Genomic DNA, 24,684 nt, shown 5'->3' with positions numbered 1-24,684 from the left:
CCGCAGGCGCGCCGACACGCGCACCGCAAATTTTGGGCATTTTTCCCGCGTCGGGGCGCCGTGAGCGCTGCTCGACGGCGGATGGCGGCGGACGACGTGACGAAGATCGCTTACTTGACCGTCGGCAGGTCCGGGCTGGACACGTCGTAGGTCTTGCCGGGCTGGGTCAACAGCGCGGCCAGCTTCTCGGCCTTCTCGTCGGTGCGATCGGTGGTCCCCCAGATCACCACCCGGCCGTCGCCGAGCGTCAGGGTGATCGAGGCCACCGACGGCGCCGCGATCCGGCCGACCTGCCCCTCGACCTCGGGCCGCAGCGCGGTCAGCACCTGCAGGGCGGCCTTGGTGGCCGGGTCGTTCGGCCCCGGGTTGGCGACATCGAGGTACGGCAGGGCCGGGGGCGGCGGGCCAGTCGCAAAGTCCACGCCGTCCCGGTCGAAGAGGTGAGGGCCATCGGCAAAGTCCTTGACCGCCACCGGAACTCGCTCCACGATGGTGATCCGCAGCGCCGATGGATACTGGCGTTGCACCCGCGCGCTGGCCACCCGCCGGATCGCCGCCACCCGGTCGGCCACCTGGCTGGTGTTGATCTGCAGCAGCGGCGTTCCGGGCCGCACCTGCGCCGCATCCAGGACCTCTTCCCGGGTGACCACGCCGGTGCCGACGACGACGACGTTGCGGGCCGACATCGCCGGCGTGAAATAGAGGATTAGGGCGAGCCCGATGCCGACAATCACCAGCAGGATGGTCGCCAGCAGCATCTTCAGGCCCCGAACGACGCCGCGCGCAACGGGTTTGGGCTCGGCGACCAGCCGTCCGCTGGCCCGTCGCTTCGCCTCGCGGCGCGCCTCTTCGATGGCCATGGCGCGGGCCTGCGCGGCGCGGCGTTCGGCCCGCTCCCGACGGGCGCGCCGGCGCGGTCCCTCGACCTCGGTCGGATCGGCCCCCTGACCGGGCTCGGGGCCGCCGCCCGCATCGGCCGCCGGCCGCTGCGCGCGGGCCTGGGTGACGAGCGGTTCGGTGACCGCGGTGCCGTCGGCGTCGCAGCGCTGACCGGCGGCCCGTTCGCCGGCCGCGTCGGTCGGAACCGGGTCGTCCGGCTCCGTCATCGCAACGCCCCGGGAGCGCCGCGGTTGGCCCGCACCCGCAGCGCCGTCACGATCTCGGGCCCCAGCAGGGTCACGTCGCCGGCTCCCATGGTGACGATGACGTCGCCGGGCGCGGCCACCGCGGCCACCTGCTCGGCGGCCGCGGAGAAATTCGGCAGGTAGTGCACCGGCACGCTGACGTGCTCGGCGACGCTGGCCCCGCTGACGCCGGCCAGCGGTTGCTCGCGCGCGCCATAGACATCCAGAACGAAAACCTGGTCCGCCGCGTCCAGCGCCTGCCCGAACTCCTCGGCGAAAGCCTTTGTCCGCGAATACAGATGGGGTTGGAACACCGCGATGCTGCGGCCGTCACCGCTCTGCTCGAGCAGGGTGCGCACCGCCGCCAGGGTGGCAACGATCTCGGTCGGATGGTGGGCATAGTCGTCGAACACCCGCACCGAGGCCGCGCTGCCCACCAGTTCGAACCGGCGGCGCACACCCTCGAAGCCGGCCAGGCCGTCCAACACGGGCTCGGCCGGGGCGCCGATCTCGAGCGCCGCCAGTAGCGCGCCCATCGCGTTGAGCGCCATGTGACGCCCGGGCACCGACAACCGCATCACCCGCGGGCGCTGCTCCGGGTCCAGCTCGGTGGCCAGCCGGATCTGCGCGACGGCCTCGGTGCCCTGCTGCTGCCACGAGAGCAACGTCGCGGCCAGCTCGTCGCCGGGCCGCGGCGACCCGTCGTGCGGCGCGGATCCGTACCGCAGCACCCGGATGCCCAGTTCGGCCGTGCGCCTGGCCAGCGCGTCGGCCCCCGGATCGTCGACGCACACCACCAGCGCCCCGCCGGGCGCCAGCCGCTCCACGAAGGCGTCGAACACGGCGACATAGGCGTCGGCGCTGCCGTAGAAATCTAGGTGATCGGTCTCGATGTTGGTGACCACGGCGACGTTGGGCGTGTATTCGAGTAGCGAGCCATCGCTCTCGTCGGCCTCGGCGACGAAGCAGTCGCCGCTGCCGTGGTGGGCGTTGGTGCCGGCCTCACCCATCTCGCCGCCGACCGCGAAGGACGGGTCGCGTCCGCAGTGCTGCAGCGCCACGATCAGCATCGACGTCGTGGTCGTCTTGCCGTGCGTGCCGGTGACCATCAGCGTGGTGCGGCCGTCCATCAGCTTGGCCAGCACGGCGGGCCGCAGGATCACCGGAATGCCGCGCCGGCGGGCCTCGACGAGCTCGGGGTTGGTCTTCGGGATGGCGGCGTGGGTGGTGATGACCGCGGTGGCGCCCCCGGGCAACAGGTCCAGCGCGGAGGCGTCGTGACCGATGTTGATCTGCGCGCCGCGCGCACGCAGCGCATGGATGCCGCGCGACTCCTTGGCATCCGACCCGGACACCAGCCCACCGCGGTCGAGCAGGATGCGGGCGATGCCCGACATGCCGGCTCCGCCGATGCCCACCATGTGCACGCGCTGCAGCTCGGGCGGCAGCTGTGGGGTGTTCACCGGGTCCTCCCGGCCCGGCGGCCGCTCGCGCGGGCGAGCTGCGCCTTCCGGGCGATGTCCAGCGCCGCCTGGGCCACCCGCCGCGCCGCGTCGGGGTGCCCCACCAGCGCGGCGGCGGTGGTCATGGCCGCCAGCCGCGGCGGGTCGCCCAAGAGCCCCGCGACCTCCCGGGCCACCAGCTCGGGCGTCAGGTCGGCGTCGGCGACGATCATGCCGCCACCGGCGTTGACCACGGGCAACGCGTTGAGCCGCTGCTCGCCGTTGCCGATCGGCAGGGGCACGTAGATGGCGGGCAGGCCCACCGCCGACACCTCGGCGACGGTCATGGCGCCGGACCGGCAGATCACCAGGTCGGCGGCCGAGTAGGCCAAATCCATCCGGTCGAGGTAGGGCACCGCCACGTACGGCGGGTCGCCCGGGTTGGGTTGGCGCAACTCCAGCGTGTTCTTGGGGCCGTGCGCATGCAGAACGGCCACGCCGGCGGCGGCGAGCTCGGCGGCCGCCCCGGAGACGGCCCGGTTCAGCGAGGCCGCGCCCTGCGAGCCGCCGAACACCAGCAACACCCGGGCATCGTCGGCGAAGCCGAAGTGCCTGCGCGCCCCGGCGCGCAGCGCCGCGCGGTCCAGCGAGGTGATGGCCTCGCGCACCGGCACCCCGACCACCTCGGCGCGCGGCAGGCCGCAATCGGCCACCGCGGAAAGCACCCGCTCGGCGCTGCGGGCGCCGACCCGGTTGGCCAGCCCGGCGCTGGCATTGGCCTCATGGATCAACACCGGGACCCGGGGTTTGCCCGGCGATACCCCGCGGGCGGCCAGATAGGCCGGCAGCGCCACATATCCCCCGAAGCCGACCACGACGTCGGCGTCGACCGCCCTGAGCACGGCGCGGGTCTCGCGGACCGCCCGCCACACCCGCGAGGGCAGCCGGGCCAGGTCGCCGCTGGGCTTGCGCGGCAACGGCACCGGCGTGATCAGCTCGAGGTCATAGCCGCGCGCGGGCACCAGCCTGGTCTCCAGCCCGCGCGCGGTGCCCAACGCGGTGATGCGGGCCTGCGGATCCAGAGCGCTGAGCGCGTCGGCGACTGCCATCGCCGGTTCGACGTGACCGGCCGTTCCCCCACCGGCCAGCACGACCGACGGGGCCTTAACCGGCTTAAAAGAGGGCAACGCGGCACCGGCGGGCAAGGGGTTTGCCCCCCGCCCGCCGGTCGGCTTGTTGACCGTGTCGTTCACCCGTAACGCTGGCCTTCCAGTGCTCGTGCGCGTCGTGGCTGACGCTGGCCGGCCGCCCCGCTGACGCGGCGCTGGCCAGATCCATGATGCCTCGCCCGTGATCGAGCGGTACCCCCAGTCTGGCGAGCCGGCCGTGCGGCCGTTCGCGGCAGCGCGGGCCGCTGCGACCCATCTGCCTTATGGGAAGCCGTGTGGGGGGCCTTGCGAGCGGGCTTGCGGCCGGGCGCGCCGGCGCCCTTGCGTGGCGCGTCGGCGGCCTTCGGGCGAGCGCGCTTGCGGTCCCGGAACGCCTCCAGGCGCGTCGGCGAGTAGGGCTCGGGCAGCGGCAGCCGCAGGATCCGGTTCACCTTGTCGTCGCGGCCGGCTCGCAGGGCGGCCACCGCCTCCGGTTCATGACGAGCCGCGTTGGCCATGATGCCGATCATGAAAAGTGTTGCCGCGGTGGATGTTCCACCGGCGGAAATGAGTGGCAGCTGGATACCGGTCACCGGCAGGATGCCGATGACGTAGCCGATGTTGATGAACGCCTGGCCCAGCACCCACATGGTCGTGGTGGCGGTGAGCAGCCGCAGGAATGGGTCGGCCGAGCGGCGGGCGATCCTCATCCCGGTGTAGGCGAACAGCCCGAACAGCACCAGCAGCGCGAAGGCCCCGATGAAGCCGAGCTCCTCACCGATGATCGCGAAGATGAAGTCGTTGTGGGCGTTGGGCAGGTAGTTCCACTTGGCCACGCCCTGGCCCAGGCCGTCGCCGAAGATACCGCCGTGCGCGAGCGCGAACTTCGCCTGACGCGCCTGATACCCGGTGTCCTGGGGGTCGTTCTCGGGGTTGATCCAGGACCGCACCCGTTCCGAGCGGTATCCGGCCGACATGGCCAGGATCGCGCCGGCCACGAAGACGGCCAGCAACGAGGTGACGAACACGCGCAGCGGCAGGCCCGCGTACCACAGCAGGGCCAGCAGGATGATGCCCAGCGACACCGTCTGCCCGAGGTCGGGCTGCGCCACGATCAGCGCCAGCGCGATCACCGCCGCCGGCACCAGGGGAATCAGCAATTCCCGCAAGCTTGCCCGCTCCAGGCGGCGTGCGGCCAGCATGTGGGCGCCCCAGACGGCGAAGGCGATTTTGGCCAGCTCGGACGGCTGCATCGAGAAGCCCGCGACCACGAACCACTTGCGAGACCCGTTGGCCAGGTTGCCGATACCCGGAACGAGCACCAACACCAGCAGGATGACCGTGACGACGTAGCCGGTGAATGCGACCCGCCGGATGAACCGCACCGACATCCGCAGGGAGGCGTAGCAGGCGATGAGCCCGATCACCGTCCACAGCACCTGCTTGCCGAAGATCACCCAGGCCGACCCGTCGGCGTCGTAGGACCGCACGCCCGACGCCGAGAGCACCATGATCAGCCCGAGCGTCGTCAGCAGCCCGGCCACAGCGATGATCAGGTGAAACGACGTCATGGGCCGGCCCAGCCAGGCGCCGAACCTGCCGTGCGTACCGCCGTTGGCGGGCTTGTCCTTCTTCTGGGGCTTGTGGACCTTCTCGTCCTTCTGGGGCTTGTGGACCTTCTCGTCGGCCTCGGCGGTGTCGGTGTCGGTTGCTACGGGGGCGGCCTCCGCGGCGTCGCCCGCTGGCCCGGGCTCGGCGGTGCCCGTCTCGGTAGTGTCTTTCCCCCGACGCAGTCGCCGGGTCAGTGCGTTACCCACGCCCGCCCTACCGGAGCGCCGCGCGCACGGCGGCCGCGAAGGCGTCGCCACGGTCGGCGTAACCCACGAATTGGTCGAACGATGCGCCCGCCGGAGCCAGTAGGACGGTGTCGCCAGGCTTCGCCACGGTCCGAGCCGCGGCGACCGCCGCGTTCATGACCGCCGTACCCACATTGCCGCCGGATTGTTTCACTTCTGTCACATCTGCCCCAGAAATCACAGCAGTCGCATCCATACCAGCATCCTCGCCTGTCACAACGTGCAGGACGGGGACATCCGGCGCGTGTCGCGATAACGCCTCCGCAACCTGTTGCCGATCCCGGCCGATCAGCACGGCCCCGACCAGCCGGGACGCCATCCTGGCGACCTCCGCGTCGACCGATGCGCCCTTGAGCAGGCCGCCGGCGATCCACACGACCCGGGGATAAGCGAGCACGGAAGCCTCGGCGGCGTGCGGGTTGGTGGCCTTGGAGTCGTCGACGTAGGTGATTCCGCCGGCGACGGCTACCACCTCGGCTCGGTGCCTGCCGACCCGGAACGAGGCGATCGCGGTAGCGATCGCCTCGGCCGGCACGTCGACGCTGCGCGCCAGCGCCGCGGCGGCCAGTGCGTCGAGCACCCCGACCGGCCCCGGCACCGGGATGGAGTCGACCGGCGCCAGCACCAGGTCGTCGGCGAAGGCGCGGTCCACCAGGTGGCCGTCGCGCACGCCGAGCTCCCCCGCGGCCGGTTCGCCCAGCCGGAAGCCGACGCGCACCGGCGCCGCGGCGGTGTCCAGCAGCGCCGCCGCCCGGCGGTCGTCCAGGCCCACCACCGCGACCCGGCCGTCGAGCACCCGCGCCTTCGCGGCGGCGTAGGCGGCCATGCTGCCGTGCCAGTCGAGGTGGTCCTCGGCGATGTTGAGCACCGCACCGGCCTCGGGTTTGAGCGAAGGCGCCCAATGCAATTGGAAGCTGGACAGCTCGACGGCCAGCAATTCGGCGGGTTGGTCCAGGACGTCGAGAACCGGGTCGCCGATGTTGCCACACAGCAGGCTGCGCCGGCCGCCGGCGGTCAGCATGGCGTGCAGCATCGAGGTCGTGGTCGTCTTGCCGTTCGTCCCGGTGACCACCAGCCAGCGCCGCGGCGGCCCGTACCGGCCAGCGGCGTCGAGTCGCCAGGCCAGCTCCACGTCGCCCCAGATCGGCACCCCGGCCGCCGCGGCGGCCACCAACAGCGGCGCCGTCGGCGAAAAGCCGGGACTGGCGACCACCAGCGCGAATCGGGATATCTGCTCGGCGGCCGTCGCGGTGGACGCGGTCGCCACTCCGGCATCGGCATAGCCGCGCAGCGTGGCGGGGTCGTCGTCGCACAGCGTGGGCACCGCGCCGAATCTCCTCAGCGCCGCCAGCGCGGCCTTACCCGTTACCCCGCCGCCCGCGACCAGCACCGGCGCGCCCGGTACGGGGTCTGATGCTGGATCGGAGCCGCTCATCAGGCACCGATCGCGCCCAACCACTCACCGTAGAAAAGGGCCACACCCAGGCCGCAGGCGATCGCGGTGAGCAGCCAGAAACGGATGATGACCGTGGTCTCGGCCCAGCCGGCCAATTCGAAATGGTGATGAAAGGGCGCCATCCGGAACACCCGGCGTCCGGTGGTCCGAAACGTCAAGATCTGCAACACCACCGAGCTGACCTCGGCGACGAACAGCGAACCCAGCACGACGGCGAGGATCTCGGTGCGGCTGGTGACCGAGATGCCCGCGATGATGCCGCCCAAGGCCAGCGATCCGGTGTCGCCCATGAAGATTTTGGCGGGCGCGGCGTTCCACCACAGAAACCCGATGCAGGCGCCCGCGGTGGCGGCCGCGACCAGCGCCAGGTCCAGCGGATCGCGCACGTTGTAGCAGCCCAGCCCTGGCGCGGTGACGCAGGCGTTGCGGTACTGCCAAAAGGTGATCAGCACGTATGCGGCGGTGACCATCGCCATGCTCCCGGCGGCCAACCCGTCCAGGCCGTCGGTGAAGTTCGCCGCGTTGGACCACGCGCTGACGACGATCACGCAGAACAACACGAAGAGCCCCGGCGCCAGTGTGACGGTGGCGATCTCGCGCACGTAGGACAGATCCGCGCTGGCCGGTGTCAGGCCATGGTTGTTGCGGAACCGCAGCGCCAGCACCCCGAACAGCACCGCGGCGGCGACCTGCCCGATCGTCTTGGCCGTCTTGTTCAGGCCCAGGTTGCGCGACCTACGGATCTTGATCAGGTCGTCGAGGAATCCGACGATGCCGAGCACGGTGGCCAGGCCCAGCACCAGCAGGCCCGACACGGTGATGCCCTCGCCGTCGAAGGCCAGCCCGGCCAGGTGAGTGCCCAGGTAGCCCGCCCAGATGCCGGCCAGGATGGCCACGCCGCCCATCGACGGCGTGCCCCGCTTGGCGTGGTGGGTCGGCGGGCCGTCCTCACGGGTGTGGTGGCCGAAGCCCTGCCGGGTGAACAACCGGATCAGGGCCGGGGTCAACAGGATCGATATCGTCAGCGCGACCGCGACGGCGATCAGGATCTGCCTCATGCGCGCGCCCCGCGGTCGTCGCCGCCCTCGCGATCGTCGGCGCCCGACGGTGACGACCCGCTTCGCCCGGCTTCGCCGCCCTCGCGATCGTCGGCGCCCGACGGTGACGACCCGCTTCGCCCGGCTTCGCCGCCCTCGCGATCGTCGGCGCCCGACGGTGACGACCCGCTTCGCCCGGCTTCGCCGCCCTCGCGATCGTCGGCGCCCGACGGTGACGACCCGCTTCGCCCGGCTTCGCCGCCCTCGCGATCGTCGGCGCCCGACGGTGACGACCCGCTTCGCCCGGCTTCGCCGCCCTCGCGATCGTCACGGGCCAGGGCGTCGGCCAGCGCGCCCAGGCCAGCCGCGTTGGATGCCTTGACCAGCACGACGTCGCCGGGTTGCACCTCTGCCCGCAGCAATTCCAGGGCGGCGTGGCTGTCGGCGACGTTGACGGCCCCCTTTTCGGCGGCGCCCCAGGCACCCTCCATGACCGCTCCGTGGTGCATGGCGCTCATCGACCTCCCACTTCCCACGACAACGAGTCGAGACACATCTAAGCGCACGGCCAGCCGGCCGATGCGATCGTGCTCGAGGACGGCGTCCTCACCGAGCTCGGCCATCTCGCCGAGCACCGCCCAGCTCCGGCGCTTTTCGGCGGGGCTGCCGCCCTCGCCTCCGCCGTGGGCGATCCAGGCCAGCGCCTGCAACCCGGCCCGCATCGAATCGGGGTTGGCGTTGTAGGCATCGTCGATCACGGTAACCCCGTCGGGGCGGGTGGTGACCTGCATCCGGTGCCGCGACACCGGGCCCGCCCCGGCGAACGCGGCCGCGATGTGGTCGAGGTCGGCGCCGCATTCCAGGGCGACCGCGGCGGCGCACAGCGCGTTGCCGACCTGGTGATCGCCGTAGACGCCGAGCTGTACCTGCACCCGCTTCACCCCGGAGGCGTCGCGCCGGTGCAGCGTGAACCGCGGTCTGGCGAGCTCGTCGAGCGACACCGGCCCGGCCCACAGGTCGCTGGGGCCCGCGTTGGTTCGCTCGGTGCGGCTGACCCGGACGACCCTGGCCGCGGTCACGTCGGCCATGGCCGCCACCGCCGGATCGTCGGCATTGAGGATCACCACACCCGAAGCTGGAACGGATTGCGGCAGTTCGGATTTCGTTTGGGCGATGGCTTCGCGCGAGCCGAACTCGCCCAGGTGAGCGGTGCCCACGTTGAGCACCACCCCGATCGATGGTGTGGCGATGTCGGCCAGCGCGGCGATGTTGCCGGGATGGCGGGCCGACATCTCGAGAACCAGGTAGTCGGTGTCGGCGGTCGCGCGCAACACCGTCCAGGGGTGACCGAGCTCGTTGTTGAACGAACCGGGCGGGGCCACCACCTGACCCAGCGGCGCCAGCACCGCGGCCACCAGGTCCTTGGTCGAGGTCTTTCCCGACGATCCGGTGATGCCGACGATCCTCAGCCCGCCGGCGACCAGTTCGGCGGCCACCGCCCGGGCCAGCCTGGCGAGCGCGGCCAGGACCGCCGCGCCGGATCCGTCGGCGTCGTGCTCGAGCACCCCGGCCAGCCCGTGTTGCCCCGGCGGTGGTTGCGGGGGCACCACGATGGCCGGAACCCCGACCGGTCGCGCCGCCAGGACGGCGACGGCACCAGCGGCGATCGCGGCGGAGGCATGGTCGTGTCCGTCGGTCCGGGCGCCCGGCAGCGCTAGGAACAGCCCGCCGGGACCGACGGCGCGCGAATCGAACTCGACCGTCCCGGTGACGTGGCGGTGCGCGGCGTCCTGGGCCGAGATGTCGGACAGGGCGCCCCCGACGATGTCGGCGATCTGCGCGACGGTCAGGTCGATCATCGCTGCGCCCCGTCGAGGTCGCGCAGCGCCTGGGCCAGCTCCACCCGGTCGTCGAACGGGCGGGTGTGCCCGCCGGTGCGCTGACCGGTTTCGTGGCCCTTGCCGGCGATCAGCACCACGTCGCCGGGCCTCGCCCAGGCGACCGCGTGCCGGATCGCCGCGCGCCGGTCGGCGATCTCGACAACCTCTGTCGCGCAACCGCTTTCGTTCACCCCGGCCAGGATCTCCCGGCGAATCGCCGACGGGTCTTCACCGCGCGGATTGTCGTCGGTGACGACGACGAGATCGGCCAGCTCGGCGGCCGTCGCGCCCATCGGCGCCCGTTTGCCCGGGTCGCGCTCGCCACCGGCGCCGAAGACCACCGCCACCCGGCGACCCGGGCGCATCAGCGTGCTCAGCACTGCGCGCAGGGCGCCCGGCTTGTGGGCGTAGTCGACCAGCGCCAGAAAGTCCTGGCCCGCGTCGACCTGTTCCATGCGTCCCGGCACGCGGGTCTGCCGCAGCCCCGGCGCCGCCCCCTCCGGTGACACCCCGACCGCGTCCAAAAGGGCCAGCGCGACAAGGCAATTGGCGACGTTGTAGTGGCCTGGCAACGGGACGCCGACCCGGTGCCGCGCGCCGGTGGGGTCGATGACGGTGAACTGCTGCCCCCCGGCGCCCAGCGGGGCCACGTCGACGGCGCGCCAATGCGCGGGCCGGCCCTCGGCGCTGACGGTGACGGCGTCGCCGGCTCGATCCGCCATGGCTCGCCCGGCCTCGTCGTCGACGCACACCACCACGCGGCGCGCCCGCAGCGGCGAGTTCGGGTCGAAAAGCATTGCCTTGGTGCCGAAGTAATGCGCCATGGTCGGGTGGAAGTCGAGGTGATCGCGGGACAGGTTGGTGAAACCGCCCACCGCGAAGCCGGTTCCGTCCACCCGGCCCAGCGCGAGCGCGTGGCTGGAGACCTCCATGACGACGGTGTCGACGCCTTGTTCGGCCATGGCCGCCAGCATCGCCTGCAGTGCGGGCGCCTCCGGGGTGGTCAGCGCGCTGGGAATGTCGGCGCCGTCGATGCGAATGCCGATCGTGCCGATCAGCCCGCAGGTGCGGCCGGCGGCGCGCAGACCGGATTCGACCAGGTAGGTGGTGGTGGTCTTGCCGGAGGTGCCGGTGATGCCGACGACGGCCAACCGCTGCGACGGGTTCCCGTACACCGTGGCGGCCAGGCCGCCGAGCACGCCGCGGGGGTCGGGATGCACCAGCGTCGGCACCGGCGGGGCGCCGGCCGCGCTCATCTCGGCGGCCCCGGCGGCGTCGGTGAGCACCGCGACCGCGCCGCGTTCGATCGCCTCGACGGCATAGCGGGCCCCATGCGTCGTCAGGCCGGGCAGTGCGGCGAACAGGTCACCGGGCAGCACGTCCTGCGCGCGCAGCGTCACGCCGGTGATGGTCACGTCGGGCAGGCTCACGCCGCCGTCGGCCGGCGCCGCTTCGACCTGCGCCGCCAGGGCCGACAACGGAACGCCCGCGACGGCGTCCGGACGCAACCCGGCGGGCACCGACACTGCTCACCACCTCCCGTTCGTCATGATCGGCCATGACACCCTACCTAGCCGCAACCGGCCACGAGGTTATGCGCGGCGACGGCAAGGTCTGGCTCGGCCCGGCGAGGTCCCGGGGGTAGGGCTAAGTGGCCTGCAGCGTCAGCGGCGGCCCGGGGTCGGGCGACAGCGGCACGTTCTCGCGCTGCATGAGCCAGCCGGCGATGTTGTGGAACAGCGGGGCCGCCGAGTGGCCCGGCGTCCCGTCGGCGTTGCGCTCCGGGTTGTCCATCATGATGCCGATGACGTACCGGGGGTTGTCGACGGTGGCCATCCCCGCGAACGTGATCCAGTAGACGTTGTCGAAGTAGCAACCGCAGGCCGGGTTGATCTGCTGCGCGGTTCCCGTCTTGCCGGCCATCTGGTAACCCGTCACCGCGCCGGCGGCGCCGGTGCCCTGCTGATAGCCCATCGGGTCCTTTTGCACGACGGCGCGCAGCATGTTGCGCACGGTCTGCGCCGTCTGCGGCGAGACCACCCGCACGCCATCCGGCCGCGGCTCCTCGGTGCGCGTGCCGTCCGGGGCGATGGTGGCCTTGACGATTCGCGGCGGTATCCGCAGCCCGTCGTTGGCGATCGCCTGATACATGCCGGTCATCTGCAGCAGCGTCATCGAAAGGCCTTGGCCGATGGGAAGGTTCGAGAAGGTGCTGCCCGACCATTGGTCGATCGGCGGCACCAGCCCGGCGCTCTCGCCCGGTAGGCCCACGTTGGTGCGTTGGCCCAGACCGAATTTGCGGACCATGTCGTAGAAACGCTCCGGACCGACCCGCTGCGCGAGCATCAAAGTGCCGACGTTGGAAGACTTTCCGAACACACCGGTGGTGGTGTAGGGCATCACGCCGTGATCCCACGCGTCGTGGATGGACACCCCGCCCATCTGGATCGTGCCGGGGACCTGCAGAACCTCATCGGGATTGGACAGGCCGTACTCGATGACCGACGACGCCGTGATCACCTTGTTCACCGAGCCGGGCTCGAACGGCGAGGACACCGCCAGGTTGCCCAGCTGTTTGTCGGCCTGCCGCCCGATGTCCTGCGAGGGGTCGAACGTGTTGTCGTTGGCCATCGCCAGCACTTCGCCGGTCTTGGCGTCCAGCACGACGGCCGAAACATTGTGCGCGCCAGAGACATTCTTGGCCTGCTGAACCTGCTGCTGCACGTAGAACTGAATGTCGTCGTCGAGGGTCAGCTGGACCATCGAGCCGTTGACCGCGCGATGCCGGTTGCGGTAGCTGCCCGGGATGACCACGCCGTCGGATCCGCGGTCATAGGTGACCGCACCGTCGGTCCCCGACAGCACCGAATCCATGGCCTCCTCCAGCCCCAGCAGGCCGTGCCCGTCCCAGTCGATGCCCCCGACGATGTTGGCCGCCAGCGATCCACCCGGATACTGGCGCAGATCCTGTCGTTCGGAACCGACCTCGGGGTACTTGTCCGAGATCGCGCTGGCGACAGCGGGATCGACGGCGCGCGCCAGGTAGACGAAATTGTCGTCGGTTTGCAGCTTCTTCAGGACGGTCGCCGCGTCCGGCTTGTTGCCCAGGCGGCTGGAAACCTCCTTGGCGATGTCGCGCAATCGCTGCTGCGGATCGGAGGCCGTCGAGTTCTTGGCTCTGGCTTCCTCGAGTTGCTTGCGAATCCGTTTCGGCTGAAACGTCAGCGCGCGCGACTCGATGGTGAAGGCGAGCTGGTCTTTGCGACGGTCGATGATGCTGCCGCGCACCGCCTTTTCCACATCGGTGACCTTGAGCTGGCCGGCGGCCTGGGCCCGCAGCGACGGGGCGTTGGTCACCTGCAAGGCGAACAGCTGGGCGGCGGCCACCAGCATCAGCACCAGGATGACCACGTTGCCCGCCCGATGCCGGAAGACGAAGGACCCGCCGCGGCTGGTCAATTGCACGATTTGACGGGTGCGGCGCTCCCGCGCCGAGTGCCCGAACGCCACCGTCTCCGACCGCTGGGCAACCCCGGCGCCCTTGGCCTGCTTGGCTTTGCGGAATCGCTTCGACTGCCGAACGTCGCGGCCGACGTCGGCCTGCTGCCGTTTCAGGCGGCGCTTGGGTTGCCGGACGCCCTTGCCCGCCAGATCCTTACGGGGACCACGCGTCCGGCGCGCCGACTGCGACCGGCGGGCCCGCGGGGATTCACCGCGGCTCACCTGGGGACACCTGGCGCCGCGGCGGCCGCGGGCCCGGGCAGGCTGTTGGCCGGGGCGGCGGGGACCACCGGTTCAACCGGCGCCGCCGGGCGCCCCAACTGCATCGGGACCGGAATCTCGGCGGGCAACGGAGCGGGCATCTGGCCAGGAGGCGGAATCGGCAACCCGCCCAAGGGAATCGACACCTCGGGGGGTGCTGGAGCGGTCGCCGGCCCGGCCGGCATGGGCAGCCCCGGCGTCGGCATGGTCGGCGGCACGCCCGGTGCGCGTCCGGTGGCCGGGCCCGCGGGCATGCCGGGCAATGCACCCGTCGCCGGTCCGCCTGGCATGCCGGGCAGCGTACCCGGGACCGGCACACCGGGCGCGGCAGGCGCGCCGGGCACCGGGGGCACCGCCGGGGCCAGGTGCTGACCGCCCACCGTCGACGCGCCGTCGGGGGTGCGCAGCAGCGCTTCGGGCCCGGACCTGGCCGGGACGGGGCCGCCGGGGGCCGGTTCCATCCGGATCGAGACCTCGGGAGGAGCGGCCGGCGGCTTCGGGGGCTGCGGCATTTCGTCGGGCAGCTTGGTGTTCAGCGGGGGCGGCGGAACGCCGTCGGCCGGCTTGGGCGTGCCCACCACCACCCAGTTCCCGGACGGATCCTGCACCAGGTGCGCGGTGTCCCGGCTGGGGATCATGCCTTGCTTGCGGGCCGCCTCCGCCAGCGCCGGGGCGGACTCCGCCTCGCGCACGTCGCGCTCCAGCGCCTCCTTCTGCTGCTGCAGCAGCCGGGTGCGCTCCCGGGCGTGGCTCAACTTGTACGAGCGCTCTGCGGAGTCGGTGGACAGCCACAGCGTGAGCCCCAACCCGATGCCCAGCGCGCCGATGATCAGCACCACGAAGGGAACCTTGCTGGCCAGGGTCCGCGGCCGCAGGTCGATCGACGCCAGCCGGACGGCCAGCCGCTCGGTGAGGCGGGGGCGAATAACCTTTGGCGCCTTGGCTTTACGCGCCTTGGCACGAGCCTTGGCCTGGCTGGTGCTCTTGGGCCGGGCCGGCCGTGGTACCGGCCGGGCGACAGGGCTGGTCTGCGGTGCCGACTTGGGCGCGCGGACCTCGCGGGCCGGCGCCGAGGTCCGGCCGCTTCGGGTGCGCCGCGCCGATCCGGCTTCGGCCGCGGGACGGCGGGTCCGCCGGGCAGCGCCGTCGCGCCCACCCCGGCGGTCGCTGCCGCCGCGCCGCTTCGACGTCTCGCGCTCTGCTCTCATGCCTCGCCTCTCCCGCCGGTCTGCTGTGACTGCATTCGTTGCAGCGCCCGCAATCGCACTGCGGCACTGCGTGGATTGCGTTCGATCTCGGTGGCGTCAGCCCGATCGGCACCGTGTGTCAGGGAACGGAATCGCGGCTCGTGGCCGGGAAGTTCAACGGGCAGGTCCACCGGGCTGCGCGACGCGACCGCCTGGGCGAAGAGCCGCTTGACGATTCGGTCCTCCAGCGACTGGTAAGCCATCACCACGATGCGCCCGCCGACGGCCAAGGCGTCCAGGGCGGCGGGCAGGGCATTGCGCAGCGTGTCCAGCTCGTCGTTGACCGCGACCCGCAGCGCCTGAAAGGTGCGCTTGGCCGGGTGCCCGCCGGTGCGCCGGGCCGCGGCCGGGATCGCTTCGTAGAGCAGGGCCACCAGGTCCGCGGTCGATCGGAAAGGTTCGCGGGCACGGCGGCGCACGATGTGCGCGGCGATGCGACGCGCGAACCGCTCCTCGCCGTAGCGGTGCAAGATTCTTGCCAGCTCGGCCTCGTCGTAGGTGTTGACGATGTCGGCCGCGGTCTGCGGCGACGAGGGATCCATCCGCATGTCCAGCGGCGCGTCCTGGGCATAGGCGAAGCCGCGCTCGGCGCGATCGAGCTGCATGGACGACACCCCGAGGTCGAACAGCATTCCGTCCACCGATTCGATTGAGCTATAACCGGATTCGTCGAGCGCAACGGCGATATCGTCGTAGCGGGTGTGCACCAACGTGACCCGGTCGGCGAAGCGCGCCAACCGCGCCCGGGCGATGTCGAGCGCGGTGGGATCGCGGTCGAATCCGATCAGCCGCAGGCCCGGCAGGTCGGCGAGGAACCGTTCCGCGTGCCCGCCCGCACCGAGCGTGGCATCGACCAGGGTCGCCCCCGACCCGTCGGGTTGGTGGCGGGTCAGCGCGGGCGTGAGCAGTTCGACGCAGCGTTCCAGCAGGACGGGGACATGCCCGTAATCGTGCGGTTCGTCAACCACCGCAACACCTCCGGGGATCGTGCGAGACGCCCCTGCACCGAGGTCTCTGACCGAAGTCGCGAACCTGGCGTTGGGGAAGTACGCCAGGGTCGGTTCGGGCAGAGGCCACGGTGCACGGGCAAGCGCCTCAGATGATGTCGCCGAGTGCTTCATCGCTGGCCGCGGAGAAGTTCTCTTCGTGGGTCTGCTGGTAGTCCTGCCAAGCCTGCGCATCCCAGATCTCGAGGTTGTCGATCGCGCCGATCACCACGCAGTCCTTGGAAAGGTTGGCGTAGCGCCGGTGATCGGCCGACAACGTGATCCGGCCCTGCGCGTCGGGATGCTGTTCGTCGGTGCCCGCGGCGAGATTGCGGAGAAACGCCCGCGCCTCGGGGTTGCTCCGCGAGGCCTTGCTCGCGCGGCGGGCCAGTTGCTCGAATTCCGCCCGCGGATAGACGGCGAGGCTGTGGTCTTGGCTCTTGGTGACCATCAACCCCCCTGCCAGTGCGTCGCGGAACTTGGCGGGCAGCGTGAGCCGCCCCTTGTCGTCGAGTTTGGGCGTGTAGGTGCCGAGAAACACCAGCTCACCTCCCCTATGGGGTCACCCAAACACTGCAGCCACCATACCCCACAATCCCCCACTACGCCCCATTCTCGGAGTGTCGCCGTGGCGATTTCAGCGTTATCCGTCGTCAGGACGCCGCCAAAGCCGCCTCCGGGGTGTGTCGGAAGCCGGCCCGGCCGTCTTCCCGGGTCCGGAGCACAGCCCGCTTACCTGGTGAAATACGGAGAGTGGGGCGTTGTGGGGGACTCTAGTGGGGCGTGGTGGGGCTCAATTTGCGCGACGCGTGGCGGTTAGGGCTCGATTGAGCCGCAAAACGGCATCGACGGTTGCGCGGATCTGCGACGCACGGCCGACGGTCAGCGGCCCCTTAAAACACGAATCGGGGCAGCCGGTGGCTGCCCCGAGAGTGTTGTGGATGCGGTCAGTCGTCGAAGCGACGGCGGAACCGGTCCTCCATGCGGCTGGTGAACGAGCCCCCGGCCTTGCGGCGCTGGCGCAGCGACGTGACGGCCGGGCCGGAATGGTCGGGCCTGCCGGACAACCGGGGGCCGGTGATCGCGAAGATCACCCCGCCAAACATGACGATGAACCCGAACACGCTGAGGATCGGGAAGTTTCCGATCATCGTCGCCTTGAACGCCACCCCGGACACCAGCATCGCCAGCCCGATGACGAACAGTGCCACGCCCTGCAGTCGACGGCGGGCGGTCGGTGCGCGAAACCCTCCGCCACGGACACTTGACGCGAATTTGGGGTCCTCGGCGTAGAGAGCGCTCTCGATCTGATCGAGCATCCGCTGCTCATGATCGGAGAGTGGCATTCGTCCCTCCTTGCCGACTGGTTGGCACGTGACTATCGCTAGCACGCGGATGCCCGTTGCCGGGGCAACTAATTGAATGATACGAGGTCAATCTGCCCCGTACCACTGGTTCGGCGCCGATTCTATCGCGGCCGCCTGGCGACGCCCCCGCAGACCGGAACGGCGGTGCGCTGCAACCGGCTTGCGCCAACCGTGGCGGTCCGTCGGTCCGGTGTCACGACCGCTCGTCCGGCAGTCGCACGCGAGTCCGATAATGGGCGATAGCGGCCCGGTCCACCGCACCACAAGCCGCCGGCGCACCGCACCCGCCCGCGAATCGATGAGGAGGAGACCGCGAGTTGGCGATATTTCTCATCGATCTGCTGCCCCGCGACATGGAGCGCCGCCTCGATGACGCCTTGGCGGTGTACGTCGATGCGATGCGCTACCCGCGCGGCACCGAGCAGCAGCGCGCCGCGATGTGGCTGGAACACATCCGCCGGCGGGGGTGGCAGGGGGCAGGCGTCGTCGAAACCGAAGAGGCCGAAGACGCAGGCGCGCAACCGCCCTCGGCCGAGGCCCTGGCCGGCGCCCGGTTGCTCGGGGTGGCCTATGGCTACCCCGGCGCACCCGGGCAATGGTGGCAACAGCAGGTGGTATTGGGCATGCAGCGCGGCGGCTCACCGCCGCAGGAGATCTCCCGGCTGATGAACAGCTACTTCGAGTTGACCGAGCTGCACATCCACCCTTGCGCCCAGGGTCGCGGGCTGGGCGAGGCGTTGGCCCGGCGGCTGCTCGCGGGCCGCGCCGAGCAGAATGTGCTGCTGTCGACGCCGGAAACCAACGGCGAGCCCAACCGCGCCTGGCGGCTGTATCGGCGCCTGGGCTTCACCGACATCATCCGCGGCTACCACTTCGCCGGGGACCCGCGGGCGTTTGCGATCCTGGGCCGCACACTACCGCTATAGCCCCGAACCGGCCGCGACCGGCACACGTTGAGAAACGCCGCCTCATTCAAACGGCGCAACGGATCTGGCACGATGACCTGGTGCGAGCCAGCTCTCCCCCGCCCCGCAGCCGAGGATCCCGAGCGCTTCGAGCTCGACGGCGCCGCCTGACGGCCATCGCGATGTTGCTGCTGGTCGTGCCGCTGGCCACCGGCTGCCTGCGGGTCCGGGCCTCGCTCACCATCTCCCCCGACGACTTGGTGTCCGGCGAGATCGTCGCGGCCGCGAAACCCAAGACCCCCAAAGACACCGGCCCCCAGCTGGACAGCAACAACCTGCCGTTCAGTCAGAAGGTGGCGGTGTCGAACTACGACAGCGACGGCTACGTCGGCTCGCAGGCGGTGTTCTCCGACCTGACCTTCGCCGAGTTGCCGCAGCTGGCCAACATGAACTCCGACGCCTCCGGGGTCAACCTGACGCTGCGCCGCAACGGCAACCTGGTGATCCTCGAGGGCCGGGCGGATCTGACCTCGCTGACCGATCCCGAGGCCGACGTCGAGCTGACGGTCGCCTTCCCCGGCGTGGTGACCTCCACCAACGGTGACCGGGTCGAACCCGACGTGGTGTCGTGGAAGCTCAAGCCCGGGGTGGTGACCACGATGACCGCCCAGGCCCGCTACACCGATCCCAACACCCGTTCCTTCACCGGAGCGGTGGTGTGGTTGTGCATCGCGTCGTTCGCGGCCGCCGGCGTGGTGGGGCTGCTGGCCTGGGTCAGCCGGGACCGGTCACCGCGATTGACCGCTCCGCGCGACCAGCCGCCGCCCAGCTAGCTTCGCCGGCTAGCTCTGCTGGCCCGGTGACCAGTAGGCGAGCATCTCCGCGAACGTCTGGAACGCCGGCCCTGAATTGCCGTAGGTCGCCTCGAGGTGAATGCTCAGCGGAAAGCCCAACTCGGCTACCCCGTCGATGACCCGCTTGTACAGGTCGAGCATCTGCCGGCGCTTCTGGGCCGGTTCACCGGCGGCCAGCTTCCTGACGAACTCTTGCTCGGCGGCCACCGCGGGATTGCCCGGGTCCTGGATGAGCCAGTTGATCAGTCCGACCCGACTCTCCATCTTCGGCACGAAGCCGAACGACAGCAGGATCTCCGGCCGGTGATCGGTCTGCCTGGCGAACTCGCTCAGGAAGCCCACGATCGCATCGGAGTACAGCAGCTGGGTCATGCCGTAGGTGGCGCCCTGGTCGCACTTGAACTTGAACCGGCCCTGTTCGCCGTCCCGGGTGGGGATCAAGATGACGCCGCGGTTGGTCACCAGCTCGCGGTAGATCGACAGGGCGTCGGTGGGGGCGACGCCGGAGCCTTCGCCGTCGTTCATGGTGCGCGGCACGCCGACGAAGACCACGCCCTCCATGCCCGTCGAGGTCAGCTCGGTCAGCCGCGCGCGCAGCGACGCCTCGTCCATGAACGCGGTGACCTGCGTGCACAGGCCGTTGATCCCGGGCAGTTCCGGCTTGACGATCGACCAGAATTCGAGCACATCGAGCTTGGGCTTCATCTGAATGGGACGGTCGTCGTCCTCGGCGATGATCCCCGGAATCATCACGTGCCGGATCCGGCCGTCCAGGCCCGCCTCGGCCGAATTCCGCACCACTTTGCGCGCCTCTTCGGTTGCCCGCTCGCGACCGTCGTCGGCGTTCGGCGGCACCAGCTCGAGCGCAATGGTGTTGAGGGTCACGCGGCTTCTCTCCATCCGACGGCGATTGGCCCGGGGCGTCTTGTGGCCGCGCGTATTCGCGGGCCCCGGCGCACCCGCCAGCATAGGGGCGGGTTAGTGAGCCACGCGAAGCAACTGGGTCGCCCGCCCGCTGTCATGGGTGAGCGGCCGGGGAGGCGCGGCGAATACACTGGTCGGGGCTGCAACACCCAGCCAGCCGAGCAGAAAGGGGCGCCGCGCTGAGCCTAGGAGCCACAGCAGCGGCGGCAACCGTCGAGTTGACCGGCGCCATTACCGACCAATTGCGCGGGTACATGCACGACCGGCGCACCGAGACCGCATACATCGGAGACGATTACAGCGGTCTGATCGCCGCGCTGGAAGACTTCGTGCTGGGCGGCGGCAAGCGGCTACGGCCCGCCTTCGCCTATTGGGGCTGGCGCGCCGTGACCACCGAAGCGCCCGATGAGCAAGCGCTGCTGCTGTTTTCCGCACTCGAGCTGTTGCACGCGTGCGCGCTGGTGCACGACGACGTGATCGACGACTCCTCCACCCGCCGCGGTCGGCCCACCACGCACGTCCAGTTCGCGGCGCTGCATCGTGAGCGACACTGGCAGGGCTCGCCGGAGCGGTTCGGCATGTCGGCCGCCATCCTGCTCGGCGATCTCGCGCTGGCCTGGGCCGACGACATCGCGTTCGGTGTCGAGTTGACGCCGCAGGCGGCGCGGCGGGTGCGGCGAGTTTGGGCCAATATTCGCACCGAGGTGCTCGGCGGGCAGTACCTCGACATCGTCGCCGAGGCCAGCGCGGCCGCCTCGATCGCCTCGGCGATGAACGTCGACACCTTTAAAACCGCCTGCTACACCGTGTCCCGGCCGTTGCAGCTCGGTGCGGCCGCCGCCGCCGACCGGCCCGACGTCCACGATGTCTTCAGCCAGTTCGGCACCGACCTGGGGGTGGCCTTTCAGCTGCGCGACGACGTGCTGGGGGTTTTCGGTGACCCCGCGGTGACGGGCAAGCCGTCCGGGGACGATCTGCGCTCGGGCAAGCGCACCGTGCTGCTGGCCGAGGCGGTGGAGTTGGCGGAGCAGTCAGACCCGTTGGCGGCCAACCTGTTACGCACGTCACTCGGAGCGCGGCTGACCGACGCACAGGTGGATCGGCTGCGTGACGTCATCGAGTCGGTCGGCGCGCTCGCCGCGGCCGAACAACGGATCGCCGCGCTCACCCAGCGGGCGTTGGCCACACTGGCGGCCGCGCCCATCAACACCGCGGCCAAAGCGGGCCTGTCCGAGTTGGCCAAGCTGGCCACCAACCGGTCCGCCTGATCGATGACGACCCCAACCGAGACCTCGGCGGCCGACTCATCGGCGGCCGAACCCACACGTGGGGAATGGGTTTCGCGGCTCAAGGTCTTCGTCGCCGCCGGCGATTCCCGGCCGGCGAAACTGGGCATGCTCGGCGCGGTGCTGATCACCCTCGGTGGGCTGGGCGCGGGCAGCACCCGTCAACACGACCCGCTGCTCGAGTCGATGCACATGTCCTGGTTGCGTTTTGGCCACGGCCTGGTGCTGTCGTCGATCGTGTTGTGGACCGGCGTTGGTTTGATGCTGCTCGCGTGGCTGGCCCTGGGCCGCCGGGTGCTGGCCGGCGAGGCGACCGAGTTCGTCATGAAGGCCACCACCGCGTTCTGGCTGGCGCCGTTGCTGGTGTCGGTGCCCGTCTTCAGCAGGGACACCTATTCCTATCTGGCGCAGGGAGCCCTGCTGCGCGACGGGCTGGACCCGTACGCCGTCGGCCCGGTCGCCAACCCGAACAGCTTGCTGGACAACGTGAGTCCCATCTGGTCGATCACCACCGCACCCTATGGCCCGGTGTTCATCCTGGTGGCCAAGATCATCACCATCGTCGTCGGCGACAACGTGGTGGCCGGCACCGCGTTGCTGCGCCTGTGCATGCTGCCCGGTCTGGTGCTGTTGATCTGGGCGACCCCCCGCATCGCGCGCCAGCTGGGCGCCAATGGCGCCACGGCGCTGTGGATCTGCGTGCTCAACCCCCTGGTGCTCATCCATCTGATGGGCGGCGTGCACAACGAGATGCTGATGGTGGGTCTGATGGCCGCCGGCATCGCGTTGACGTTCGGCGGCCGCCCCGTCGCCGGCATCACGCTGATCACCGTCGCCATCGCGGTCAAAGCCACCGCTGGCATCGCGCTGCCCTTTCTGGTGTGGGTGTGGATGCGGCAGCTGCGTGCTCGACGGGGATATCGGCCGGCGACAGCGTTTTTCGCGGCCACGACGTCATCGCTGCTGATCTTCGTGGTGGTGTTCGCGGTCTTGTCCGCGGTGGCCGGCGTCGGCCTGGGCTGGCTGACCGCGCTGGCCGGATCGGTGAAGATCATCAACTGGCTGACCGTGCCGACCGCGGCCGCCAACCTGATCCACGCGATCGGCGGCGGGTTCTTCCCGGTAAGCTTCTACCCGATCCTTCGCGTCACCCGGCTGGTCGGCATCGCAATCATCGCGATCTCGCTGCCGCTGTTGTGGTGGCGGTTTCGCCGCGACGACCGGGCCGCGCTCACCGGCATCGCGTGGTCGATGCTGATCGTGGTGCTGTTCGTGCCGGCCGCGCTGCCCTGGTATTACTCGTGGCCGCTGGCGGTCGTGGCCCCGCTGGCGCAGTCCCGCCGGGCGGTCGCGGTCATCGGCGGCTTGTCGACCTGGGTGATGGTGATCTTCAAACCCGATGGCTCGCATGGCATGTACTCGTGGCTGCACTTTTCGCTGGCCACGGCCTGCGCGCTGATCGCCGCCTACAGCCTGTACCGGGCTCCCGCGCGGCACGCCGAGGCCGCCGGCGTCGCGGGAGATGGAGCGAACGGGCTCAGTAGGCCATCGCTTGCGCCCGGCGCACGACCTCCCGCGCCTGATGGGCATGCAGGGCGTCGACGGGACGGGCGTTGTTGAGCGCATCGCGGCTGCCGTCGCGGGTGACCGTCAACGAGGGGTCCCGGGTGAACAACCAGCGCACGATTTCGGTGTCGTGGTAGCCGCCGTCGTGCAGGATGGTCAGCAATCCCGGCAGGCTCTTGACCACCTCACCGGACTTGGTGAAGAACACCTGCGGCACCACCAGACCCTCGCCGCGGCGAACCGCAACCAGGTGGCCCTCCCGAAGTTGCTGATGCACCTTGGTGACCGGCACCCCCATCAATTCGGCGACCCGCTTGAGGTCATAGATCGGCTCGTCGGGCTCTAGCACATCCTCGCCGGCAGGAATACTGCTCATCCCGGCAAGTGTAGGCCTAGATAGCAACCTTGAGCCCGTGTTCTACCAGCCAATCGGTGCCGCGCACCTACGATGGCCCCGTGGCCCAAGCGCAACCGCCCGGCCCCGCCTCGGGCCGGGCCGGCCCGCACGGTCGCCGACCCGCAACCGGCTCGGCCGATCCGTTGGACAACGCCTTGCTGGACGGCCGCTACCTGGTTCAGTCCAGGATCGCCAGCGGCGGCACATCGACGGTGTACCGCGGCCTGGACACCCGGCTGGACCGGCCCGTCGCGGTGAAGGTGATGGATTCCCGCTACGCCGGCGACGAGCAGTTTTTGACCCGCTTCCAGCGGGAGGCCCAAACCGTCGCCCGGCTGAAGGACCCCGGGCTGGTCGCGGTCTACGACCAGGGCTTGGACGCCCGGCACCCGTTCCTGGTGATGGAGCTCATCGAGGGCGGCACGCTGCGCGAACTGCTGGGTGAACGCGGACCCATGCCGCCGTACGCCGTGGCCGCGGTCCTTCGTCCGGTGCTGGGCGGGCTGGCCGCCGCGCACCGGGCCGGGCTGGTGCATCGTGACGTCAAGCCCGAGAACGTGCTGATCTCCGATGACGGCGAGGTGAAGATCGCCGACTTCGGGTTGGTGCGGGCCGTCGCCGCCGCCGGAATCACTTCCGCCAGCGTCATTTTGGGCACCGCGGCCTACCTGTCGCCCGAACAGGTGCGTGACGGAACCGCCAGTCCGCGCAGCGACGTCTACGCCGCTGGGATCATGACCTTCGAGCTGTTGACCGGACGCACACCGTTCACCGGCGACTCGGCGTTGTCGCTGGCCTATCAGCGGCTGGACACCGACGTGCCACACCCCAGCGGGGTCATCGACGGTGTGCCCGCGCAGTTCGACGAATTCGTGCAGCGGGCCACGGCCCGCGACCCCGCCGACCGCTACGCCGACGCGATCGAGATGCGAGCCGACCTCGACGCCATCGCCGACGAGCTTGCGCTGCCGGACTTCCGGGTGCCGGCGCCACGCAACTCCGCGCAACACCGTTCGGCAGCGCTGCAGCACAGCCGGGCGAGCCAGCGGCCGCCCATCGCGCAACAACCCCGGGCTCCCGAGCCGGCGCCGGTACGTCAGCCCACCCGCCAGATGACCCGCGGGCCGCAGGACTGGCCGGAGTCGAAAGGTCCCGTGCAAAACAACGAACCCGAGGACGATTACGAATATGAGGCCGTCACAGGCGAATTCGCGGGCATCCCGATCGGCGAATTCGTGTGGGCGCGCCAGCACAACCGGCGCATGGTGCTGGTCTGGGTGGCGGTGATCCTGGCGATCACCGGGCTGGTCGCGACCGCGGCGTGGACCGTCGGCAGCAACCTGAACGGACTGCTCTGATGCGATTGGGGAGCTAGGGCGTGTCTGACAAATGGGGTAGCCAGAGGGTGATGGCGCGTAGGACTGCTGCGCCGCGGTAGACGACGGCG

General features: G+C 70.5%; 19 protein-coding genes and 1 pseudogene. 5 read left to right on the top strand and 15 right to left on the bottom strand.

All coding sequences use genetic code 11. From position 1 onward, the window contains the following. Positions 1 to 110: 110 nt before the first annotated feature. From BST14_RS13995 to BST14_RS13925, 13 genes and pseudogenes are all read right to left on the bottom strand, one after another. Positions 111 to 1,106 (bottom strand): cell division protein FtsQ/DivIB, encoded by a 996-nt coding sequence (locus BST14_RS13995; protein ID WP_083064959.1) that lies wholly within the window; start codon positions 1,104 to 1,106, stop codon positions 111 to 113. Beyond that, positions 1,103 to 2,587 carry a UDP-N-acetylmuramate--L-alanine ligase gene (murC, locus tag BST14_RS13990; protein WP_083064958.1) on the bottom strand — a complete coding sequence of 495 codons (1,485 nt, stop codon included), beginning with the start codon at positions 2,585 to 2,587 and terminating at the stop codon, positions 1,103 to 1,105. The genes BST14_RS13995 and murC overlap by 4 nt, the downstream gene beginning before the upstream one ends. After that, positions 2,584 to 3,819 carry an undecaprenyldiphospho-muramoylpentapeptide beta-N-acetylglucosaminyltransferase gene (gene murG / locus BST14_RS13985; RefSeq protein WP_083064957.1) on the bottom strand — a complete coding sequence of 412 codons (1,236 nt, stop codon included), beginning with the start codon at positions 3,817 to 3,819 and terminating at the stop codon, positions 2,584 to 2,586. The genes murC and murG overlap by 4 nt, the downstream gene beginning before the upstream one ends. Continuing rightward, positions 3,816 to 5,531, bottom strand: a complete 1,716-nt coding sequence (gene ftsW, locus BST14_RS13980; RefSeq protein WP_083064977.1) for a putative lipid II flippase FtsW — start codon at positions 5,529 to 5,531, stop codon at positions 3,816 to 3,818. The genes murG and ftsW overlap by 4 nt, the downstream gene beginning before the upstream one ends. 7 nt (positions 5,532 to 5,538) lie before the next feature. Next, positions 5,539 to 7,005, bottom strand: coding sequence for a UDP-N-acetylmuramoyl-L-alanine--D-glutamate ligase (murD, locus tag BST14_RS13975; RefSeq protein WP_083064956.1), 1,467 nt, complete (start codon positions 7,003 to 7,005; stop codon positions 5,539 to 5,541). Further along, entirely contained in the window at positions 7,005 to 8,084 is a 1,080-nt protein-coding gene (gene mraY / locus BST14_RS13970) for a phospho-N-acetylmuramoyl-pentapeptide-transferase (RefSeq protein WP_083064955.1), read from the bottom strand. The genes murD and mraY overlap by 1 nt, the downstream gene beginning before the upstream one ends. 293 nt (positions 8,085 to 8,377) lie before the next feature. Beyond that, positions 8,378 to 9,922 (bottom strand): annotated as a pseudogene (locus BST14_RS13955) (UDP-N-acetylmuramoyl-tripeptide--D-alanyl-D-alanine ligase); the annotation flags it as partial. After that, the gene (locus BST14_RS13950) at positions 9,919 to 11,469 is read right to left on the bottom strand and encodes a UDP-N-acetylmuramoyl-L-alanyl-D-glutamate--2,6-diaminopimelate ligase (RefSeq protein ID WP_083064954.1); all 1,551 of its coding nucleotides are present in this window, start codon (positions 11,467 to 11,469) and stop codon (positions 9,919 to 9,921) included. The pseudogene BST14_RS13955 and the gene BST14_RS13950, both read right to left, overlap by 4 nt. A 121-nt stretch (positions 11,470 to 11,590) precedes the next feature. Then, complete coding sequence (locus tag BST14_RS13945; RefSeq protein WP_142279402.1) at positions 11,591 to 13,666, bottom strand: peptidoglycan D,D-transpeptidase FtsI family protein; 2,076 nt, start codon at positions 13,664 to 13,666, stop codon at positions 11,591 to 11,593. Beyond that, positions 13,663 to 14,913, bottom strand: coding sequence for a cell division protein FtsL (gene ftsL, locus BST14_RS13940; RefSeq protein ID WP_083064953.1), 1,251 nt, complete (start codon positions 14,911 to 14,913; stop codon positions 13,663 to 13,665). Before ftsL ends, BST14_RS13945 begins: the two co-directional genes overlap by 4 nt. Then, on the bottom strand, positions 14,910 to 16,073 hold the full coding sequence (gene rsmH, locus BST14_RS13935) for a 16S rRNA (cytosine(1402)-N(4))-methyltransferase RsmH (protein WP_142279401.1): 1,164 nt from the start codon (positions 16,071 to 16,073) through the stop codon (positions 14,910 to 14,912). Before rsmH ends, ftsL begins: the two co-directional genes overlap by 4 nt. Beyond that, positions 16,048 to 16,479 (bottom strand): division/cell wall cluster transcriptional repressor MraZ, encoded by a 432-nt coding sequence (mraZ, locus tag BST14_RS13930; RefSeq protein WP_067352892.1) that lies wholly within the window; start codon positions 16,477 to 16,479, stop codon positions 16,048 to 16,050. The genes rsmH and mraZ overlap by 26 nt, the downstream gene beginning before the upstream one ends. Before the next feature lie 406 nt (positions 16,480 to 16,885). After that, the gene (locus BST14_RS13925; RefSeq protein ID WP_083064951.1) at positions 16,886 to 17,284 is read right to left on the bottom strand and encodes an SCO2097 family morphological protein; all 399 of its coding nucleotides are present in this window, start codon (positions 17,282 to 17,284) and stop codon (positions 16,886 to 16,888) included. Between the two features lie 338 nt (positions 17,285 to 17,622). On the opposite strand from BST14_RS13925, the gene BST14_RS13920 reads away from it, so the two are divergent. After that, on the top strand, positions 17,623 to 18,231 hold the full coding sequence (locus BST14_RS13920; RefSeq protein ID WP_083064950.1) for a GNAT family N-acetyltransferase: 609 nt from the start codon (positions 17,623 to 17,625) through the stop codon (positions 18,229 to 18,231). A gap of 161 nt (positions 18,232 to 18,392) precedes the next feature. After that, the gene (gene lppM / locus BST14_RS13915; protein ID WP_066873414.1) at positions 18,393 to 19,043 is read left to right on the top strand and encodes a lipoprotein LppM; all 651 of its coding nucleotides are present in this window, start codon (positions 18,393 to 18,395) and stop codon (positions 19,041 to 19,043) included. Between the two features lie 9 nt (positions 19,044 to 19,052). Here the strand turns inward: lppM and BST14_RS13910 are convergent, their stop codons facing one another. Then, the gene (locus tag BST14_RS13910) at positions 19,053 to 19,949 is read right to left on the bottom strand and encodes a mycobacterial-type methylenetetrahydrofolate reductase (protein ID WP_083064949.1); all 897 of its coding nucleotides are present in this window, start codon (positions 19,947 to 19,949) and stop codon (positions 19,053 to 19,055) included. Positions 19,950 to 20,206: 257 nt separating this feature from the next. On the opposite strand from BST14_RS13910, the gene idsA2 reads away from it, so the two are divergent. Continuing rightward, complete coding sequence (gene idsA2 / locus BST14_RS13905) at positions 20,207 to 21,256, top strand: bifunctional (2E,6E)-farnesyl/geranyl diphosphate synthase (protein WP_083064948.1); 1,050 nt, start codon at positions 20,207 to 20,209, stop codon at positions 21,254 to 21,256. A 3-nt stretch (positions 21,257 to 21,259) separates the two neighbouring features. Then, positions 21,260 to 22,894, top strand: a complete 1,635-nt coding sequence (locus tag BST14_RS13900) for an alpha-(1->6)-mannopyranosyltransferase A (RefSeq protein ID WP_083064947.1) — start codon at positions 21,260 to 21,262, stop codon at positions 22,892 to 22,894. On the opposite strand, the gene BST14_RS13895 is transcribed toward BST14_RS13900, so the two are convergent. After that, entirely contained in the window at positions 22,812 to 23,216 is a 405-nt protein-coding gene (locus BST14_RS13895) for an Rv2175c family DNA-binding protein (RefSeq protein WP_083064946.1), read from the bottom strand. The genes BST14_RS13900 and BST14_RS13895 overlap by 83 nt on opposite strands. A gap of 164 nt (positions 23,217 to 23,380) precedes the next feature. Between BST14_RS13895 and BST14_RS13890 the strand changes: the two genes are divergently transcribed. After that, entirely contained in the window at positions 23,381 to 24,595 is a 1,215-nt protein-coding gene (locus BST14_RS13890) for a protein kinase domain-containing protein (protein ID WP_083064974.1), read from the top strand. Positions 24,596 to 24,684 lie beyond the last annotated feature (89 nt).

Origin of the sequence: Mycobacterium arosiense ATCC BAA-1401 = DSM 45069, from assembly GCF_002086125.1 — a bacterium.
Lineage (GTDB): Bacteria > Actinomycetota > Actinomycetes > Mycobacteriales > Mycobacteriaceae > Mycobacterium > Mycobacterium arosiense.
The sequence above is the reverse complement of the archived record's forward strand: the minus strand, read 5'-3'. Positions and strand labels throughout refer to the sequence as shown.

Bases quoted from the DNA above. Each gene is read 5' to 3' on its own strand.
- rsmH (WP_142279401.1), bottom strand. From the start codon at position 16,073: ATGAAGCACTCGGCGACATCATCTGAGGCGCTTGCCCGTGCACCGTGG.
- murD (WP_083064956.1), bottom strand. From the start codon at position 7,005: ATGAGCGGCTCCGATCCAGCATCAGACCCCGTACCGGGCGCGCCGGTG.
- BST14_RS13895 (WP_083064946.1), bottom strand. From the start codon at position 23,216: ATGAGCAGTATTCCTGCCGGCGAGGATGTGCTAGAGCCCGACGAGCCG.
- BST14_RS13925 (WP_083064951.1), bottom strand. From the start codon at position 17,284: ATGCCACTCTCCGATCATGAGCAGCGGATGCTCGATCAGATCGAGAGC.
- lppM (WP_066873414.1), top strand. From the start codon at position 18,393: ATGTTGCTGCTGGTCGTGCCGCTGGCCACCGGCTGCCTGCGGGTCCGG.
- BST14_RS13995 (WP_083064959.1), bottom strand. From the start codon at position 1,106: ATGACGGAGCCGGACGACCCGGTTCCGACCGACGCGGCCGGCGAACGG.
- mraY (WP_083064955.1), bottom strand. From the start codon at position 8,084: ATGAGGCAGATCCTGATCGCCGTCGCGGTCGCGCTGACGATATCGATC.
- ftsL (WP_083064953.1), bottom strand. From the start codon at position 14,913: ATGAGAGCAGAGCGCGAGACGTCGAAGCGGCGCGGCGGCAGCGACCGC.
- BST14_RS13900 (WP_083064947.1), top strand. From the start codon at position 21,260: ATGACGACCCCAACCGAGACCTCGGCGGCCGACTCATCGGCGGCCGAA.